The organism is Proteus sp. fly-1089 (assembly GCF_040138965.1).
Taxonomy (GTDB): domain Bacteria; phylum Pseudomonadota; class Gammaproteobacteria; order Enterobacterales; family Enterobacteriaceae; genus Proteus; species Proteus vulgaris_B.
Genome location: NZ_JBEETS010000005.1, coordinates 74,373 through 94,346 on the forward strand (window position 1 = coordinate 74,373; position 19,974 = coordinate 94,346).

Annotated in this window: 10 protein-coding genes, 1 tRNA gene and 2 pseudogenes; 10 read left to right on the top strand and 3 right to left on the bottom strand. The window is 41.5% G+C overall.

Going from position 1 to position 19,974, the window contains the following annotated elements:
* Nucleotides 1-522 precede the first annotated feature (522 nt).
* The 3 genes from ABN080_RS12335 to ABN080_RS12345 all read left to right on the top strand — a co-directional run bounded on the left by ABN080_RS12335 (nt 523) and on the right by ABN080_RS12345 (nt 7,702).
* A complete protein-coding gene (locus ABN080_RS12335; RefSeq protein WP_349441179.1) occupies nt 523-3,873 on the top strand; it encodes a DNA methyltransferase in 3,351 nt (1,116 codons plus the stop codon).
* A complete protein-coding gene (locus ABN080_RS12340; protein ID WP_349441180.1) occupies nt 3,873-7,127 on the top strand; it encodes a DEAD/DEAH box helicase family protein in 3,255 nt (1,084 codons plus the stop codon). The genes ABN080_RS12335 and ABN080_RS12340 overlap by 1 nt, the downstream gene beginning before the upstream one ends.
* Nucleotides 7,128-7,411: 284 nt before the next feature.
* Entirely contained in the window at nt 7,412-7,702 is a 291-nt protein-coding gene (locus ABN080_RS12345) for an N-6 DNA methylase (protein WP_502935115.1), read from the top strand.
* 310 nt (nt 7,703-8,012) lie between these two features.
* On the opposite strand, the pseudogene ABN080_RS12350 reads toward ABN080_RS12345, so the two are convergent.
* Nucleotides 8,013-8,225, bottom strand: a pseudogene (locus ABN080_RS12350) (integrase); the annotation flags it as partial.
* A gap of 269 nt (nt 8,226-8,494) precedes the next feature.
* Between ABN080_RS12350 and ABN080_RS12355 the strand changes: the two are divergent.
* From ABN080_RS12355 to ABN080_RS12385, 7 genes are read left to right on the top strand one after another with little or no spacing between them, the layout of a single operon-like run.
* The gene (locus ABN080_RS12355; RefSeq protein WP_349441182.1) at nt 8,495-9,394 is read left to right on the top strand and encodes a helix-turn-helix transcriptional regulator; all 900 of its coding nucleotides are present in this window, start codon (nt 8,495-8,497) and stop codon (nt 9,392-9,394) included.
* The gene (locus ABN080_RS12360) at nt 9,391-10,305 is read left to right on the top strand and encodes a dynamin family protein (protein WP_349441183.1); all 915 of its coding nucleotides are present in this window, start codon (nt 9,391-9,393) and stop codon (nt 10,303-10,305) included. Before ABN080_RS12355 ends, ABN080_RS12360 begins: the two co-directional genes overlap by 4 nt.
* Nucleotides 10,306-10,358: 53 nt before the next feature.
* Nucleotides 10,359-12,647 (top strand): dynamin family protein, encoded by a 2,289-nt coding sequence (locus tag ABN080_RS12365; RefSeq protein WP_349441184.1) that lies wholly within the window; start codon nt 10,359-10,361, stop codon nt 12,645-12,647.
* A gap of 51 nt (nt 12,648-12,698) precedes the next feature.
* Nucleotides 12,699-13,652 carry a hypothetical protein gene (locus ABN080_RS12370; RefSeq protein WP_349441185.1) on the top strand — a complete coding sequence of 318 codons (954 nt, stop codon included), beginning with the start codon at nt 12,699-12,701 and terminating at the stop codon, nt 13,650-13,652.
* 11 nt (nt 13,653-13,663) lie between these two features.
* Complete coding sequence (locus tag ABN080_RS12375; RefSeq protein ID WP_349441186.1) at nt 13,664-16,918, top strand: ATP-binding protein; 3,255 nt, start codon at nt 13,664-13,666, stop codon at nt 16,916-16,918.
* Entirely contained in the window at nt 16,915-17,589 is a 675-nt protein-coding gene (locus tag ABN080_RS12380) for an HNH endonuclease (RefSeq protein ID WP_349441187.1), read from the top strand. The genes ABN080_RS12375 and ABN080_RS12380 overlap by 4 nt, the downstream gene beginning before the upstream one ends.
* Before the next feature lie 2 nt (nt 17,590-17,591).
* A complete protein-coding gene (locus tag ABN080_RS12385) occupies nt 17,592-18,008 on the top strand; it encodes an SMI1/KNR4 family protein (RefSeq protein WP_349441188.1) in 417 nt (138 codons plus the stop codon).
* Nucleotides 18,009-18,201: 193 nt separating this feature from the next.
* Here ABN080_RS12385 and ABN080_RS12390 read toward each other — a convergent pair.
* Both ABN080_RS12390 and ABN080_RS12395 read right to left on the bottom strand, forming a co-directional pair.
* Nucleotides 18,202-18,795: pseudogene (locus ABN080_RS12390) on the bottom strand (tyrosine-type recombinase/integrase); the annotation flags it as partial.
* 157 nt (nt 18,796-18,952) lie between these two features.
* Nucleotides 18,953-19,037 (bottom strand) — tRNA-Leu (locus ABN080_RS12395).
* Nucleotides 19,038-19,974: the final 937 nt, after the last annotated feature.

The window sequence follows — 19,974 nt, forward strand, 5'->3', positions numbered from 1 at the left end:
AATAACTAATTGACAGACAAATGGAGAACTGGGGGCTAGTGAGGATCATGGATGATTATGTGTTGTTTGGTTGACAAAGAAAATTTATCTACCAGTCCCCCATGCTTGAATATTCACTTTAGTCCAAATAATTTAAAATGAGAGTTTAAGCTAAAAAATGTAATTTAAAATTACAAATTACCACGTTAATCAGCAATTCGTGATATATTTATACTCTTCCTATATTTGAACTATTCAGCAAGAGCCACAACCATGATCCGCTGCCACCTAGCCCGCATGATGGGAGAACACAAGCTACGTATTGCCGACGTTGCCAGAAATCCGTTCTGCAAAATCAGCTGCGCGATTTAGAGCGCCAACAACACCGTCAACGTCAGCAAATTTTTGATGTAGAAGACGAGATCATGGTCAAGCGCGATGAACTGATTGAAGCGCTGCAGGAACGGCTCACGCAAACGACACAAACAGAACATCTTTTTACTATCCGCTGGATGGTGAAGTAATTATTTAGGAGAAAATTCAGTGGCAACCACACAAAAACTCAGAAGCAAACTCATGGGCAAGCTAACTGAGCTATTTCAGCTTGACCAGCCAGACCTAGACTTTGGTTTTTACCGCATCATGCAGGCAAAATCACAGCAGGTCACATCGTTTATCGATAAAGACTTACTGCAAATCATTGAAGATGCTTTTGGGCAGGTGGATGAGAATAGAAAAACCGAACTACAAGCCAACATTCAAAAAGAAATTGAAGCCGCCAAAGAATATGGTGTTGCAGACCCTGAGAACTCGCCCAAGGTATTAGCCGCTAAAGTGAAATACGATACCTTAAAAGAAAGTGCCACTGCAGAGGCCGATGTGTACGACCATTTGTACCGCTTTTTTGAGCGCTACTACGATGAAGGTGATTTTATTTCGCGCCGTTACTACGCCCGCGAAAACGCTGGCAAAGCAGCGCCGTTTGCCATTCCCTACAACGGTGAAGAAGTTAAGTTGCACTGGGCCAATGCAGACCAGTACTACATAAAAACAGCAGAGTATTTTACCAACTTCACCTTTGACCTTGCTAAAGCTAAAGAAGTATTAGACAACCAAAAATCAGCTGCGCCACTGGAATTACCAAACAATCTAAAAGTGCATTTCCGTATTGTCGAGGCCAGCGAAGGTGAGCACGACAATGTAAAAGCCGCTGAAGATAAAAAGCGGTTTTTCGTTCTGCACGAGGAAACCCCAATTGAATTCAATGATGCCAACGAGTTGGTGATCAACTTTGAATACAAAGCGCTCCCCGGCGGCAAGAACGACGTTGATTCTGAAACAGAAAAGGCGCTAAAGGCTAAATTCGGAAAAAGCCTCAACAAAAGGGATATGCCGAATCTGGCGATTACCGAAAAAGTGATTGCGGCCATTGCTACATTAGAAAACACAAAAGATTACCTCGACGCTCTTTCGCTACTGGCACCCACTGACAAAATAACTAACAGACCGTTACTGGCGAAATATATCAACCAGTACACGGCTCGCAACACCTGTGATTACTTCATTCATAAAGATCTTGCAGGCTTCTTAAAGCGTGAACTGGATTTTTATATCAAAAACGAGGTGATGCACCTGGATGATATTGAAAATGCCGATGCCCCTGCCGTGGAAAACTATCTGACCAAGCTCAAGGTGATCCGCAAGATTGCCACCAAGCTGATCGACTTCCTTGCCCAGCTGGAAAACTTTCAGAAGAAACTCTGGCTAAAAAAGAAGTTTGTTACCGAGACCAACTACTGCATTACGCTGGATCGCATTTCCGTAGATTTGTACGAAGAAATTGCTACTAACGATTCACAGCGTGAAGAGTGGGTAAAACTCTTCGCCATTGATGAGATAAAGGACGGCGCCGGAGTACTGCCGGGTATGGGCTCACCTGCCTATTCGGTTCCGCTGACGGCGGACTTCCTGAAAGCCAACGATAAGCTGGTATTGGATACCGCATTTTTTGATAGTGATTTTAAGGAAAAGTTGATTTCTTCCATTGAGGATTTTGATGAGCAGTGTGATGGCCTGCTTGTTTCATCTGAAAATGCACAAGCAATAAGACTATTATCTGAAAGATATAGAGGAAGTATTGATGCACTGATTACAGATCCTCCTTACAATACAGGGGATGATGGTTTTCATTATAAAGACAATTATTCTCACTCTTCATGGGCAACTATGATCAATGAAAGATTAGAAAGTATAAAACCATTCTTTAAATCAACAGCTTGGCTTTCCTTTAATATCAATGACATAGAGTTCAGCAACTTATCATCTATTCTTTCACAGCATCAAATAGCTCCTGTCTCAACTATTGCCGTTAAAATGTCGCACATGAGCGGGATGAAAATGTCTCATGCTGATAGAAAGCCTCCAAAGATAAAGGAGTATATAACGCTTTCAAATTTATCAGATAAAGCTCGGATAAATCCTGTTTTTGAACAATGTGACTGGTTTGAAGCCTTTGATCGCTATGATAGCTTTTTATATCGCAATCATTCGGATAACCCTGAAGATTGGACGAGATGCTCATTAAGACAAGCTGCTATTGGAGAGGGTGTAGATGTAAATAATAAAGATGCGTTTAACAAGTTTTGTATAAATAATGCAGAAAAAATCTATCAACGAGCAAAAAATGATAGCCTTTATGATTTACCACGAGATGGTAAATTTAGAACTGTGGTGACTGCTACTGGGATGAATAAGATTGCTTTAGATGGCAAAGAAGTATTGTTTGCATCGAATTATCTTAAAGAGGTTGATGGAGAGAAGGTTCCAGCAAAGATAAAAGGGGATATCTGGGATGATATCGGCATTAATAATTCACACAATGAGGGTGGTGTTTCATTTGATAATGGAAAGAAACCAGTGAAGTTATTTGAGCGACTTGTTCATATGTTAACACCTGATAATGCAACTATTATTGATATCTTCGCGGGATCAGGGACAATTGCTCATGCTATCTTGAACTTGAATCGTCCTGAAAATAAAAGAAAATTCGTCTTAACTGAAATGGGAGAATACTTTAATTCAGTTTTGAAAAAGCGAATTGTGAATACGAGCTATTCATCAGACTGGCAAGCCGGGAAACCAATTAAGTCAGGTAAATCATCGTCTATTCTTATCAAATACATCCGCCTCGAATCCTACGAAGACACCCTAAACAACCTTGTCTTTGATGACAATCTTGTTCGCAACAAAGCCATCGAGAACAACCCATCACTCAAAGAGGATTACATGCTCCGCTATCTGCTGGATGTGGAAACCCGTGGCAGTCAAAGCTTACTCAATATCGACGCCTTTGCCGATCCAACGAGTTACTCGCTTGTGGTGAAAAAGCCCGGTAGCGATGAGCAAATTCAACAAAATATCGACCTTATTGAAACCTTCAATTACCTGCTTGGCTTGCGCCTTGAGCACATGGATGCCCCGCAGACGTTTACCGCCAGCTTTACCCGCAAGCCCGACCCAGAATTGCCAGAAGACCTGCACACCAAGCTAGTTGTTGATGGAAAAATTAAGCTGGCTGCTGATGGGAAATGGTGGTTCCGTAAATTGGAAGGCTGGGTGCCTGTAGACCCAATGAATCCTAATAATGGCCAGAAAGAAAAAGTGCTCATTGTGTGGCGTAAGCTCACCGGCAATTTGGAAGAAGATAACCTGATGCTGGATGAGTGGTTTAAAAAGTATCAGATATCCAGCCGTGAATCTGCTGAGTTTGATGTTATCTATGTCAATGGCTCTAACAATTTGCCCAACCTAAAAAAAGATGAAGAGCGCTGGAAAGTACGCCTTATTGAAGAGAGCTTCCATAAACTGATGTGGGCAGTTGAGGGAGAGGCTTAATGGCGAAGGCAAAAGCAAAATCTCAAGCGCTAAAGCAGCATAAGTTCAGAGACAAGCTGCTATTGAACCAATGGCTAATGAGTTTGTTCGGTATTGATCCGCTCGATAAAAAAGCCAAAAAGCGCCCGTTTCACCAATTGGCAGAGCCTATTCGTGACCCGAGGTTAGAAGGGCTGGATAAAGATAACCTGCACCATTTTTACCACACACTCACCGCAAGCAAGCTATTTGCGGGTAATGCTGCTGAACTGAGCAAAGTTCAGCTATTGGCCTATGAGGAAAATATTGTCCATTACACGCAAGCAATCAATGCGAAACGTCATCGCCCCGTGGTGTGGAAGTATTATCAGTGGCTTTCGCTTTTATTTGTGGAAATTTATCTCGACCGTTATTTCAGTAACCGGGAGTCTTTACTTGCATCCTTGAATGAGTATGTTGACCGCTTTAATGACCGTTGGCCTGATTTTGCGAATATGGGTTATTTCAACGAGGACGAGCTAAATAAACTCTCTTTGCAGAATGCCACCGGCTCTGGCAAAACGCTGCTTATGCATGTGAATTACTTGCAATATAAACATTACGCTAAACAGTACGGTAAAGAAAAAAATTTATCCCGAGCGATTCTTATTTCACCCAATGAGCGATTGAGTGAACAGCATATTGCCGAGTTTGCTGAAAGCAATATTGGCGCATCTAACTTTTCTAAAGAAGGTCACGGCTTATTTACCCAAGCACAGGGGCTTTCCAGGGTAGACGTTCTGGAAATTACCAAACTAGGCGATAAAGGAGGCCCAAATACCATCGCTACCCGCAGCCTTGGTGATCAAAACCTTCTGCTGGTTGATGAGGGGCATCGCGGTCTTTCAGGGAAAAACGCCAAAGCCGATGAAAACGCATGGTTTAAAAACCGCGCCATGCTGTGTGAAAAAGGCTTTACCTTCGAATACTCCGCTACCTTTGATCAAGCCGTTTCTGGCACGGGGCACGAAGACGATTATGCAAAAACCGTTGTGTTTGATTACTCATACCGCTGGTTTTATGAAGATGGTTTTGGCAAAGATTACCAAATCCTTAACCTGCCTAATTCTTTTGAGGAAACTAAAGCGATCTATTTAACCGCTTGCTTGCTAAAGTTCTACCAGCAGCTTGATATCTTTGCGGAAAAAAGCCAAGTTTTGCGGCCATTTAACATAGAAAAGCCGTTATGGGTGTTTGTCGGGAGTACGGTAACTGGAGGCAAACTCAGGAAAGACGAGCAAACTGTTGCAACCGATGTAGCACAAATCATTTCGTTTATTGCTGATTTTCTCTCAAACAAAGAAAACGCCTGTAGACGCATGAAGGAAATCTTACTCGGTAAAGGGCAAGATACAGGCCTGCTGGACAGCAATGGGGTTGATATTTTTGAAGGTTCATTTACGTGGCTGGCCAAAAAAATAAATGCCGGCCTCACGTATGATAACATCTACATTCATATTCTTAAACGTCTTTTCAATACCAATAGCGGAGGCCACTTGGTACTTGATCGCATAAAAGGCGAATCAGGGGAGATTGCACTGCGTGTTGGTACATCAGAAACCCCGTTTGGGTTAATTAATGTCGGTGACGCCAAAGCGCTTGCAGAGCATATTGAAAATGTAACCAAACAAAATAATTTATCGCTGACGGTAGACGATAGCGATTTTTCGGAAGCAACATTCGATACGGTTAAGGATTCATCCTCACCAGTCAACTTATTGATCGGTTCAAAAAAGTTTGTCGAAGGCTGGGACTGCTGGCGAGTGAGTACACTTGGTTTAATGCATGTGGGTAAAAGCGAAGGTGCGCAGATTATTCAGCTTTTTGGACGTGGTGTTCGCCTTAAGGGATACGATTGGAGTCTTAAGCGAAGTGGTCATGCCTATGCACCAGCGATTCCTCAATATATTGAGGAGCTAGAAACGCTGAACGTATTTGGTGTGGAAGCTGATTTTATGGAAAAATTCCGTCAATTCCTTGCTGATGAAGGTCTGCCCGGCAATGAGCGGAGGCGTGTGTTCACCATACCGCTAAACGTTACCTATGACTTCGGTAAGAAGCTCCAAATTATCCGCCCAAAACGTAAAGCAGATGACGGAAAAGAATATGACTTTAAAAAAGACGCGCCAGTCCCCACTCTTGGGCTGCTTACTAAGTACCTAGAGCTTCATCCGGTGGTATCTGATTGGTATCCGCGTATTCAATCCATTCACTCAAAACAAACGAATGATGCGGCCAAAAAAGATGATGTAAAGTTGGAAGATAAACATATTGCGCTTCTGAATTTCGACCAACTATATTTTGATCTTGAGCAGTTCAAACGCGCACGAAGTTGGTACAACTTAAACATTGATAAAGGAGGTATTCAAAAGCTGCTTTCTGATAATGCATGGTACAGCCTCTTTTTGCCTACAGACCGTTTGGTGCCAAAAGATTTTGCTGGTGTTGCTTTGTTGCAACAGGTGGCTACTGAATTACTGAAGCGGTTTGTAGAACACTATTACAATTATTGTAAACGGTCATTTATTGAACCGCGTCTAGAGTTAAGAGAGCTCACTCCGCAAGATGACAACATTCCCCAAGAAGAGTTCTATCAACTCATTGTTGATGGTAGTGAAGATCAGGTAATCCTTGCCATTGAAACACTTAAAAAGGAACTTGAAGACAACAAGAAAACGCTGTTAAAAGCCGGTGACCTACAGGCGTGTAAATTTGGAATGCATATGTTTCAGCCACTCTTTCATATCAAAAAGGGTGGAAAAATTACGATTCTTCCTGTTGCGTTAAATGATAGTGAATTCCAGTTTGTAACGGATCTTAAAGAATGGGCAGAATTAAATACTCAGCAGCTTCAAAAAGATGGAGCGGAACTCTTTTTGCTACGCAATCAGAGCCGTGGTAAAGGTGTCGGCTTTTTTGAAGCGGGGAATTTTCACCCCGACTTTATTCTGTGGAAGATTGTTGGCGGCAAGGAATATGTTACCTTCATTGAGCCGCATGGATTGCTCCATGAAGGCCCTGCTAGCGATAAAGTTATGTTCCATAGTCGCATTAAAGATATTGAAAAGCGTTTTGCTAACCCTGATGTGATTCTTAACAGTTTTATTTTGTCGCCGACAAAATACGCGCAACTTCAATGGGGGATAGATAAACAGGATCTGGTAGACAAACACGTGCTATTTATGGACGATGGGGGGAGCATCTACCTTAAAAAAATGTTTGATCGGATTTATTAATCACAACCAACTCTCAGAAATTTCTAGCTCAAATTGCTTCGCAGCATATTTGAGCATAGAGATTATCTCCTAGTAATTGCTTGCTAGAATGTTGTGTTTAACAACAGTGAATAGTCGTATTGGGTGGTGACAAAAAACACTGAAATGTCACCACTTAGAATGGTAACCTATGGACAAAGTGAAAATCGACTACAATGCAGAAAAATCCTGACCCCAAGCCCTTGTCACCAGAATGTTACGGGTGCTGCGGTACAGCTGGATTCCTGGTTGCTGCGATTATCTACATGCGTGAACAAACTTATGACTATATAGACTTAAGCGTGAAAGACGCTGATTTTCAAAAAAACAAAGCCTTTGTCGGCGTCGAATTGGTCCCCAACACCCGACGTTTAGCCTTAATGAACTGCTTACTCCATAGCATGGAAGGAGATAACGAAGGCGTAGTTCACTTAGGAAATTCCTTAGGTGAGGCAGGTAAATCATTAAAACAAGCTAATGTTATTTTAGCAAACCCACCTTTTGGTACCAGTAAAGGCGGTGAAGCATCTAATACCCGTGATGATCTCACTTTATAAAAACCAGCAATAACCGTGCATTCTTTGGCAAGCTTGGATTACCATCTGCTTAAAAGTGCCCACTTCCCTCATTTATTTTTGATATAAATTGCATGAGATCGCAAATATAGTCCATTAGATCAAGCCATCTATACATATTTATGTGTGGAAGGCTATTTAGATTATCTAATAATTTACCGTATTTCCTACTCCCCACTCCAACTCATCTATATAGTCATATACCACTGCATCATTTCCCAACGTCCATCCATATACTAAACATGATTATACGTACCACGGATCGCATTCTTATCGATATGCGCGAGCTGAATTTCAATCCATGCTGAATTAAATTCCTTCTCATACAATATCGGCTCATCATGCCGCGGAATGCGTTGTTTACCGTATTTTCACTCATTGGCTTTCTAGGGTTATGATCACCGATAAAGATCAGCTCATGGTTGCCGCTGAATTGATAGATCTGTTTTAAGATCTCAATGGCTTGTCGGCTTAAAGGCACTAAGTGAACCGGGAACAACTTCGTGATATTACTATGAGTATTGTGCCTGCTGTTGTTGAACTAATGATGGATGGCGCAGATCAGATATAGGGGATGCTATATACTCGTTAGTGGAAACCTAATCTTACAAAATAATCAATAAATTTGGTTTTCTTTTCTGTGTGATAGTGAGCAAAATCATAAATTCTAAAATTAATCAGGAAAAATGAAAATTAAAGTTTCCAAGGGACACAACCTGTCTCACCCTTTGTGTAATATATGCGATATTCTTTAAAGCATTCGACCTAAATTTTATGAAAAGCAACATTCTTGCAAACCGTTTAGCCAACATTACCGCCATGGCTTATGCTGGACAGGCATTAAATATTGCTGAATTGGCTGAAAAATTTCATGTCAGTACGAAAACAATTTACCGGGATTTTAACCGGTTGCGTTCTATTCTCGAGCGTTGTCCAAACACAGGAAATTACCTGCTTTCGGCATCTGCTCGGAGCCAATATAACGAACAAGATCTTGTTCGCTTGGTTGATGATCTTGGGCTGAAAAAAGCACTTCCGCTTAAAGCTGCTCAGTTTCTTCGCAGTTTTATTAATGACTCAACCAGCGATTGTTATCACTTTCAAGAACAACCTCTTGAGGCTGACTTTATTTCTTCGCTTCATAAAACCTTTGAAGCTGCGATTAAAAATCGAAGAAACGTTAGCTTCTTATACAAAGATAAGTCTCGGATGGTTTCACCATATCTCATGGTTTACAGCCATGGCAGTTGGTACTTAGCAGCAACTTCAGAAGGCATACTCAAAACTTTCTCACTTGCTCGTATTAAGTTCATGTGCATCCAAAAAGAGTGCTTTGACTATGAGCCATCGATTGTTGAGAAAATTAAAGGACAAGACACCATTTGGTTTGGGCAGCCCTTTTTTAACGTCACTCTTGAAGTGTCGCGCGACGTTGCATTTTACTTTGAACGTAAAGCACTTTTGCCAAAACAAAAAATCATTGAAAAACGTCAGGATGGAACTCTCGTTATTTCATCTTCAGCATGGAATTACAATCAAATAGCACCAATTATTCAATATTGGATACCTAATATTCGAGTTATCTCTCCGTGTGAGCTCGATACATACATACGCAAAAATCTTAGGTCTTGGTTAGACCAGGTAAACATCGAAATGGAAGACGAAATGTTATGAAGCCCTCCCCAAAATTCATACTCGTTGCGGCATCTATGAGTGCAGGAAAATCCTCTGTAATTAATGCCCTTATTGGTAAAGAGTTACTACCTACAGGCAACGAGGCGACGACCGCCAAAGTTGCTCGCATAATCGTAACCGTGAATACTAAATCTAGTGTAAAAGCTTATTGCCACACAGGAAGCGTTGTTGAAACAAGTAACACCCTATGCCCTGAGAAAATCAGGCTATGGAACCGATCAGACAAAATCGCAAGCATTGATATAGCCGTTCCGCTCTCAGGGAGAATACTACCTTCAATGCTGGCAGGGTACACGTTAATCGACACTCCGGGAGCCAATAACAGCATGGATATTCGCCATAAAGAAAAGTTTATAAATGCCGTAAAGGCTTATCCGGCAAGCCCAATCCTTTTCGTGCTAAATGCAACACAGCTCGGTACTAATGATGACGCAGAGATCATTCGTACCATTCGTGAAATAAATCCAAAACAGACTGTGATCTTTGCGCTAAACAAAGTCGATGAATTGGACGAAGAAAAAGGTGAAACCGCCAAACATTATGTAACTTTAGCGCGCAAATATCTGGAAGGGTTCGGTTACAATAAAGCCCAAATTATACCTCTGATGGCACAGTCCGCCTTGATAGCAAAAAAATTACTGAATAACGTTGAACTGCGGCGCACAGAGCAAAATATCCTTAGAGCTGAATTAGAGCGTTTTCGAGAAAACCCTTTCCACTTCAGAAGTGCAGCAGTAGGCGTGCCACAAGTGTTGAAGAAAAATGTGCGAAGAAGGCTCGTAAAAATATCAAAAGGAAAAATTCCTGCGATGAGTAAAGAAGAGCTGCATGCCTTTGTTGACTACACCGGCTTAAGTACGGTGAACGCTCTCATCATGGGTGCAGTATAAATGTTGCCTGATTAAAACAAACAATCAATATCAAATCGAAACGAGACTTCCCTATGAATCACATCGCTATAACTCATAACCCATTTTTAGTAGAAACCGAATTTCTCATTAATGGTCATTCACCATCTGAAAGTTCGAACATCACGGCATATAGCTCTAAACGCTTACAACTGTGGGTAGAACAGATTTTTGATGACCTGCAGGCACTGTTTAATGGAAGTAACGACTTCTTTATTGAATTCACAGGCGTAGAATCGGACTTCAATGACATTAAAGAAGCTGCCAGCAATGCAATCCAAAAAGGTATGTGTGTTGAACTGAAATTCAATCCTGTTGTGCCTTCTGAAGAGCGCCTGGAAAAAATCAAAGCCCTAATGACACGTGTCAGTGAAAAGTCACCAAAGTTTGCGGATTACTTAGCGAATAGCGACCTAAAAGCCAAGCAAGACTTCGAAGACGCATTGAACAATGAGTTTGATGCGTATGTGGTTGCCACCATGTCTTCAGGCAAATCTACCTTTATTAACGCTATACTGGGGCAAGACTTGCTGCCCGCTGCGAACGAAGCAACAACTGCGACCATTGCCCACATTTTTGACGACAAATCCAAAGGCGACACTTTTTACGGCGAACGTTTCGACCGCAATGGCAATTGCATTAAGCATATGGATGATGTTGACTTGGCAATCATGAAGGAGTGGAACTCTGACTGTGAAACCAAAACCATCAGGTTGACAGGTAATATCCGCGCTATCAAAGAAAACAACAATGTCCGTCTCGTGCTGACCGATACCCCGGGGCCTAATAACAGCCAAGACCCGGAACACCAGCGTACGACACTGGGATTTATTCAGGATTCGAAGCGTAATCCACTTATTATTTATGTTTTGAATGGAACGCAATTAGGTACAAACGATGATGCTCAGTTACTAAGACTTGTTTCAGACACAATGAGTAAAGGCGGTAAGCAAAGTAAGGATCGTTTCCTGTTTGTGGTGAACAAGATGGACATGTTCGACCCAGAAAAAGGGGAAGACATTGGAGAAGCGCTAAATCGCGTGAAAAGCTATCTCGAAGAGAATGGTATTCACGACCCTAACCTCTTCCCTGTTTCTGCGCGGATGGCTTATCTGCTGCGCAAGCAAGGTGAATTGACCCGTGCAGAGCGTAACGATAAAACAAATATTGCCGACCTGTTGCTTGAAGAACCAAGTATGGCGTTCCCGCAATATATGTCGGTCAGTACCTCTGTAATGTCAACTATGCAGGAAAAGGCGCAAAATGATGACGCTTTACAAGACAAAGCGATGTGGCGTGCTCTTCTGAACAGTGGCTTACCTGGTGTTGAAGCCACTATCGATGAGTACATCAATAAATACAGCTTTCCAATGCGACTCAACCGCGCTCATTTGGCCATGACCGCAGCGATTGAATGTGGAATGCAAGAGGCCGAGTTAATCAAACAACTGGAGATTGATGAACACGCACTTTCAATACTTCAGTCAGAAATTCATAATCTAAAAGTGCGCCGTAACCAGGGCTTCAATACACAGGCCTACAAAGAACAGTTGAAAAAAGAAGGCCGGGATTTGCCGATGGACGTGCACAATGATCTAAATGATTTAGAAATAGACGTCCTCTCACGTATCGGAGAATTGGGCGACTTGTTTATCGGTGATGTCAGTAGTAGAGAGGCAGAATCGAAAATCGATGTTGCATCTAAAGATATTAAATTTCTGTTTAATCGCAGCATAAACGAGTACGAGAAGGCATTCTTGAACTCACAAGAAATTATTAAACAGGAGTTGCATCAAGAGTATCAAAATCATATAGCGCAACTGTTTCCTGAGAGTCGAACATTGGAGTTACCCGTATTTCAGTCACTGAAGAAATCTATAAGCTCTTTCTCTCTCAATATTGAATTGAAAAGTGATGAAGTGCAAACCAAAAGAGTGGTGGTTGATTCATACGAAAGAAGTACTTCGAAATGGTATAAGCCTTGGACTTGGGGAGATACAGAGACTGTTAAAGTATATGGCAATAAAGAATATGTTGATCTTCCAGAACTTTGGAAGGAACGGATTATCGTAATCCGCAATCAGTTTGCTTCTTTAAAGAGTAACGCTATTCAACGTATCAGAGAAGACAAGGACAAGCTAATTGATAACTACCTTGCATTCTTGGAAGGCGAATTTAGCACTAAATTTGCTGACATTCTTGCCGATCTAGAACAAAAAGTTGAAAACCAGACTCAGCGAGAAAATGCTATTGCTCAAGCAAAAATTGATATCGACGAAATTCGTGTTATCAAGCAAGAACTGGAAGCCATTTTACAGTTTTAACCCGTTACTGATCGACTGAAATTATCAGCCGGTCTTTTGAGGCCAGATACCATGACAGAATCTACGGAATTTGTTGCACTAAATTTAACAGCAGAAGAGTTTAAAGCGGAAATCATCGACTTTATAAAAAGCAGAGATTTTAAAGCGGAGTTACTCCGCCAAATATTGTCTGCATTGCCAGATGACAAACGTGCGCTTTTCGAAGAATACCGAACTAATAGCACCACGGATCCAATTAGTGAAGACAGTTATAAGTGGGAACGGGAAGGGGGTGCTTATTTCGCCTTGCAACTCCATATGGCAGAAGAAAATTTCTGTTTAAAACGATTAGAGCACCTTATTCAGGTGAAAAGTCACCTAACAGAACGAGGTATCGCAGGTTTTTCCCGCCCGGCCTCTAGTTCGACAACAAGCCACGAAGAAGCCAAAAGTACAAAGGAAAACACAATGAGCGCTGATTTTTCATCTGTTGATTTAACAGGGTTTACCCCATCACGCTCGCTAAGCAATAGCGTGAACAGTGGTGACCTATCTTCTGTTCGCACTTCACTATTTATGGAAATGAATGATAAGCGTCTATCAACAGCGGTTATTACCCAAGCTATAGCTTGGACACTCTCTAAATATCCAACCCTTTTTGTTGTTTACGAAGAAAACGCATATTCCCAGCAGATGGAACAAGACAAGGTAAAATGGGACACGCACTACTACCACAAACAAGAGCTATATGCAACATCCAACTTCTCATTGGAACGTATTCGTCATATGGTCGTAGTGCGTGAGCACGTGTTTACAATTGCACAAGAAGACACTCGCCTTGCAACATTGCCGAACACTCAACCACAACACCCATCGAAACAATCGACCCCGTATCGAGAGCAACCATCAACGGGCAGCATTCATCGCCCTGAATCTAAATCAGAGAACAATGTACTGAAATCGTTACTGCTGATTGGTGGTGTGGTGGCAGCTATTGCCTTAGTTATTCTGGCTGTTATTGTTTAGCAGGACTTACAATGAATCTATCTACGACTGAAAGGGAACAACTTTATTCCGAAACCGAATTGCTTCCCGCACAACAAAAGGCGTTGACAACGCTATCAGCTGCTCATGCGCTGGTTAATAAGAGCTATCTTGCTGAACTCAAACACTACGATGTGTTACCAGTGGGAGACCAGCAAAGCGTGCTACTTAACAGAGGCGGAGATGTGCGTATTTTCCGTGTGGAACGTCTGGTTCAGGAAAACAAGCAATCTGTACTTGAAAGTACCACTGCAGCTTATACTGCATTGGGCGCAGCGGGATACACTGTATTCCTCTTCCTGAAATCTGACGGAAAAGAGACTCTGCTCTATATTGGCACACGTGGTGAGCCGGGGAGAATGCTCGGGCAAAACTCAGGCGATTTATTGCAAGAGACTTTCAAAGGGCATTTTCCGGGCAGCAAACTTACGGCACTCATAGGTACCGACGTAGACGCACTATTAGATGGGCTCAGTGACAGTGATTCAATTAAAACGGTCACTGCTGTTAGCAGCGTACCAGGACTTTCTACAGAAGACCAAACGAACTTTATGCAAGGACTGGAACGTTTTATCGATGCAGCAGAAAGCCGTACTTACGAGGGGCTGATCCTAGCCGAGCCGGTATCTATGCAAGCATTGAATACCGTTCGTACAGGCTATGAGCAAGTAGCAACGCAACTTTCTGCGCTATCGAGTCGCCAATATAGCTATGGCGTTCAGGACAGTAATGCTGTCAACCTCAGCATTAGCGAAGGGTTAAGCCATTCTTTGGGCGAAAGCATCGGACTGACCGAAACAATAGGCAGCAGTGAAAGTACAACGACATCGACTTCCCATTCTCACACCTCCAATGAAAGTAAATCTTCACCAAACAAAAAGGATAAAATAATTGGAATGGGGGCGATGGCAATTGGCTCTGCTATAGGCTCTTTCGGAGGACCTTTAGGAGCCATTGTTGGTGGACAAGTTGGTGGACAAGTCGCGAGCATGTTCCAAACCCAAGACACAGTCGGCACCTCTGATTCTACCTCAACAAGTGAAAGTAGCAGTTATTCGACCAACCAGTCGATGGCAACAAGTGCTACAACGACAAAGACTGACACACGTAGCACGACCAACACCAAAGGCATAACCCAAACGCACGGCTCAACACAGCAAGTCAGTTTTGAGGCGGCAGACAAAGGCATTTTAAATATGCTTGATAAGGTCGATCACCACTTAAACCGAATCAACGAAGCTAAAAGCCACGGTGGCTGGCTCAGTACCGCTTACTTTGTCAGTGATAGCGCAGCCTCCAGCGAAGCGCTATCCAGTATTTTTTTGGGGCTAACTCGCGGTACTCAGTCGTCTATGGAAGATTTTGCTCTGACCACATGGGCTGGCAAAAAAGCCAATGCGATAACACAATGGTTGGGGCAGCTCATGCACCCTAGACTCGAACCGAGTTTTGCAGGGAATACTCACATCCCCTACCTTACTCCTGCTACCTTAGTTTCGAGCAAGGAAATGGCACTACAGCTAAGCCTTCCTCGCCGTTCTACGTCTACCGTCGTGGTACAGGAAACCGCTTCATTTGGCCGTAAAGTGCAAACGCTGAACGCTGGTGTCGCTGACACCAACTTACGAACTATATCGCTGGGTCAGGTACGCCATTTGTGGACTGATTTACCACAAGCTGTGGAGTTAGACCTTGACCAACTGACAAGCCACACCCTGATCACTGGCTCTACAGGTTCTGGCAAAAGCAACACGGTTTACGCTCTGTTGGATCAAGCAATACAACAAGATATTCCATTCTTGGTTATTGAACCGGCAAAAGGTGAGTACAAGCACGTCTTCGGAAATCGCCAAGATGTACGTGTTTTAGGTACTAATAACCGATTTACAGAACTTTTGAAAATCAATCCGTTTTCCTTTCCGGAACAAACCCATGTACTTGAACATGTGGATCGCTTGATTGAAGTATTTAACGTCTGCTGGCCAATGTATGCAGCGATGCCTGCAATTCTCAAAGATGCAGTACTGCGAAGCTATGAAGCCTGTGGATGGGATTTACACGATTCTACGTCAGCGTATTGTTCTACGTTGTTCCCGACCTTTGCCGATTTGCTGATCCAGCTCGAATCTGTAATCGCTCAATCTGCTTACTCAGATGAAATAAAAAGTAACTATACAGGTGCATTAGTCACGCGTGTTCGGTCAATGGTTAACGGACTGAACGGCCAAATCTTTGCCGCTGATGAAATCAGCAATGCTGACCTGTTCGACCGTAACGTCATCATTGATTTGAGCCGGGTAGGATCACAAGAAACGAAATCGCTTCTGATGGGGCTGTTGATCATAAAACTTGGTGAATACCGTGCCGAGAAAATGCTGATGAACCAGCAGCTAAAACACATCACTGTTTTAGAAGAAGCTCACAATATTTTGCGAGCAAACCCATCCGGTAATGGTGGAGAAGGTGGCAGCGTCGCAGAAAAATCCGTCGAAATGTTGTCTAATGCCATCGCCGAAATGCGCACGCATGGCGAAGGCTTTATCATTGCTGACCAATCACCGTCAGCGGTGCATATTTCAGCTATTCGCAATACCAACACTAAAATCTTAATGCGCTTACCGGATGAAACTGACCGATTGTTGGCGGGTAAATCTGCAGCACTAACGGATGAGCAAGTTGATGAAATGGCTCGTTTACCGCGGGGAGTGGCAGTAGTTTATCAGAATGAATGGCTCGAAGCTGTGCTGTGTAAAGTTAGCCGTTTTCCTGGACAAGAAAGGCTTTACCATTATCAAGCAACACCAACCAGAGCAATAAGTGAAATGACATTTCGTTTTAATCTACTCACCCATCTTTTGAGTGAGTACAATCAAGTGCCGTCAGAAGCAAATGAAGAGCAATTGGCAGAAGAGCTCTATAGAAGTAATTTGCCCACTGAAATGAAAATTCAACTCAGAAAGTATTTACACTCTGGTCTGACTGAAATGCTATTCAGCGACTTCTCATTTCTTGTACCATATTTATTAGACTGTAAGAACAAGTTAGAAAACATTATTTGCCGAGCTAAGAGCATAGAGAAAATGCATTTTAATCTTCAAAATCTGATTTTCGAAAAATGCCACATCGCATCTCAAGAGCAAGTGATTATGTTGATTCAGCCTTTGCTCAGATCATTAGTTCCTAATGGAGAGTTGTACACCAAACTCTACTCTGAGTGGACACAGTTTGCTAAGAATAGGCTTGCATGATGATGAATTTAATGGCAATTAAAGAGATTGCAAATAAACTACACCCAGAACTGTCGAAAATATTAGAAAATATTGACCCGGTAAACATCGACTTAAGCGACTTGGATCGTCCTATTCTAAAAGTAGCAGACTCAAAGCCTGAATGTGAAGAAACTGAAACCCGGCCCTTAACACAAGAGGAAAAGGACTATTATCGAGAAAAGCTCGGTTGCTCAGGAAATTTACTCGAAAATGCTACTATCGATGAAAATGGAAAAATTTACATAAAAACAATAAACGAAAGCAAAGAAGGTCAAACAGGTGACGATGGCGTTATATATGAACGAAAAACTATCGAAGTGAATGGCGTAGAAGTTGAAGGTGTGTTCCCGCAATTAAATAGTACCATTGATGTACAACTTCCCGAACAGTTGACGCAGGCAAAAGATTCTGCGCAAGCAGATTATGCGAATCAAGCGCTTAAAGAAAAGGTAGATAACGATCCTGAATTTGCACAACAATTCAGCGATGAACAGTTAGAACAAATTGAAAATGGTGAAACTCCCGATGGCTATACCTGGCATCACAGTGAAGAGCCAGGCAAAATGCAGCTGGTCAGCACGGAAGAGCATCAAAATAACCGACATACCGGTGGTAAAGCCATTTGGGGCGGTGGTAGAGAAAACCGTTGATTATGAGGATAGAGAAAATGAAAGAATGGCGTTATATAAAACCTTTGGTGACGGAAAGCCTAATTTCAGATGTCGAGGAAAAACTTGGCTACAAATTCACCGATACCTATGTGGATTTTGTTAAGAAATATAATGGTGGCCGACCTCCGGTAAGTGTATTTAGTACGACTACATCACAAGAGAGAATGATTAAATCCTTTTTGTCATTCAATCCTGATGATGAAGAAAATATCATCAGATTGAACAGAGGTGTTGCTGAAATATCAAAATTACTCGTTGCTTTTGCAATAGATAACTTTGGTAACTACATATGCTTCGATAAACAACATGATATGGTCTACTTTTTGGATTTTGATACAGGAAAAACAGATCTGATCGACAAGACGTTTTCTGAATTTTTGCTCAAAATAGATAGTTAAGATGATGAAATAAAATTTGAAATTTAAATATTAGCTGGTACAAAATGCAGAATTGGTTAGGTTTAGTTATATGCTAGTCAGACTAAATTTGAATTAGTGACCCTGTGGCCCTGTAAATACTACTTAAACCAGCCCTTTTAGTTATATACCTAAAAGGGCTATATTTTATATAATCATACCTACCGCTTCAAAATCACTTCCCAAACCCAAATGCCCCCACATGCCCTTCCCTATTCACATCCAGATAATCTGCCCACCACTGCACCATCCGCCGCCTTTCTTCAATATGCTCTACCTTATGAATATAAGCAGCTCTTACTGAGTTGCGCTCTTGGTGGCTCATCTGGCGTTCTACTGCATCCTTCGACCATAGCCCTGACTCAATCAGCGAACTACAGGCCATCGTTCTAAAACCATGCCCACAGACTTCTGTCTTCGTATCATAGCCCATCATACGTAATGCGTTGTTAACTGTGTTTTCACTCATTGGTTTTCTAGGGTTATGATCACCGATAAAGATCAGTTCGTGGTTACCGCTGAATTGATAAATCTGTTTTAAGATCTCAATGGCTTGTAGGCTTAAAGGCACTAAGTGAGTAGTACGCATTTTTGATCCGCGATGGGAATGCTTAACCCCATCTATCGCTTCACGTTCGGCGGGGATCGTCCACATGGCATTTTCAAAATCGATTTTATCCCAACGGGCAAAACGCAGTTCACTGGAACGAATGAAGACTAATAAGATAAGTTTGACGGCAAGTTTAGTTAAAGGCCTTCCCTTATAATTGGTGCATTGGTACAAACTATTATCGAATCGAGAGATACCAACAACAGGTACTTGATGTGGGTTGACCTTAGTATACTTGGAAAGACTGAAAAGCGAAGAAAACCTTGTATTTCGGGGATTCCAGACATAAAAAAAGACGCTTTTAGCGTCTGATTTTTGGTGCCGAAGGCCGGACTCGAACCGGCACACCCGAAGGCGGTTGATTTTGAATCAACTGCGTCTACCAATTTCGCCACTCCGGCACTGAAGTGTATTTGGAAAACCTGCCCATTATACTTGCGTGAAGAAGCCTCGCAACAATTATTGTTAGTTTTCAGTTTGATTGGCGAAAAAAAGTGCACTTATGTTGTAGAGTTACCATAAAAGTACAATTGTGTGTTACCCAAAAGCGACTGCTGTGTAGGTTTAAGTCGCATTGTATCAATCATCAAAATTCTTTGAGACAATTTGACCTGTTTTTTATTTATTTTTATTCTTTTTATGTATTTTTTATTTCACTCTAATTTATTTAAGAATAAATTAATAGCAATTATATTTACTTACTCTTATAGAGTAATATCTTTTTTCATTAAAGTAATCTTTTAATTATTATTATCCAACAATATCGAAATATTATTTTTTATATAACGATAAATAAAAAAAGGATCAAAACTTGGGTTAGTGTTTTGATCCAACAGTACTGCTAATAGAGGGCTTAATTTTATTTTAATGACTATAAGTTATTTTTATAGTGTCACTGCCCTTTTCTTCCCTGGTGTGAGGAAGAAGGTAGTTATATTTTAATATGATAAATAAACTTCTTTATCGGTACTGCATTTTATTGATATAAAGGTACTTATTACTAAACTAACAAACTTACTTTTAAAACAAAGGTATACATTACTACTATAACGAAAATTCTACTATCTAATATAAAGGTACTTTTTTACTGCTATAACGAAGGTACTACTATCTAATATCAAGGTATTTATAACTAAATTAATAAACTTAATTTTAAAACAAAGGAACTACTATTTAATATAATGGTGTTGAAATACTACTACTAATATATAAATAATTTTATTATTTAAGAGGCCATTTTATAATATGCCTTCTTATTGCTTCACTCTATTATTGCTGTGTTATCTTTGCTCTGTAACGCTTATATTCTCAGTCTCTCGACTTGATGAAACTATAATA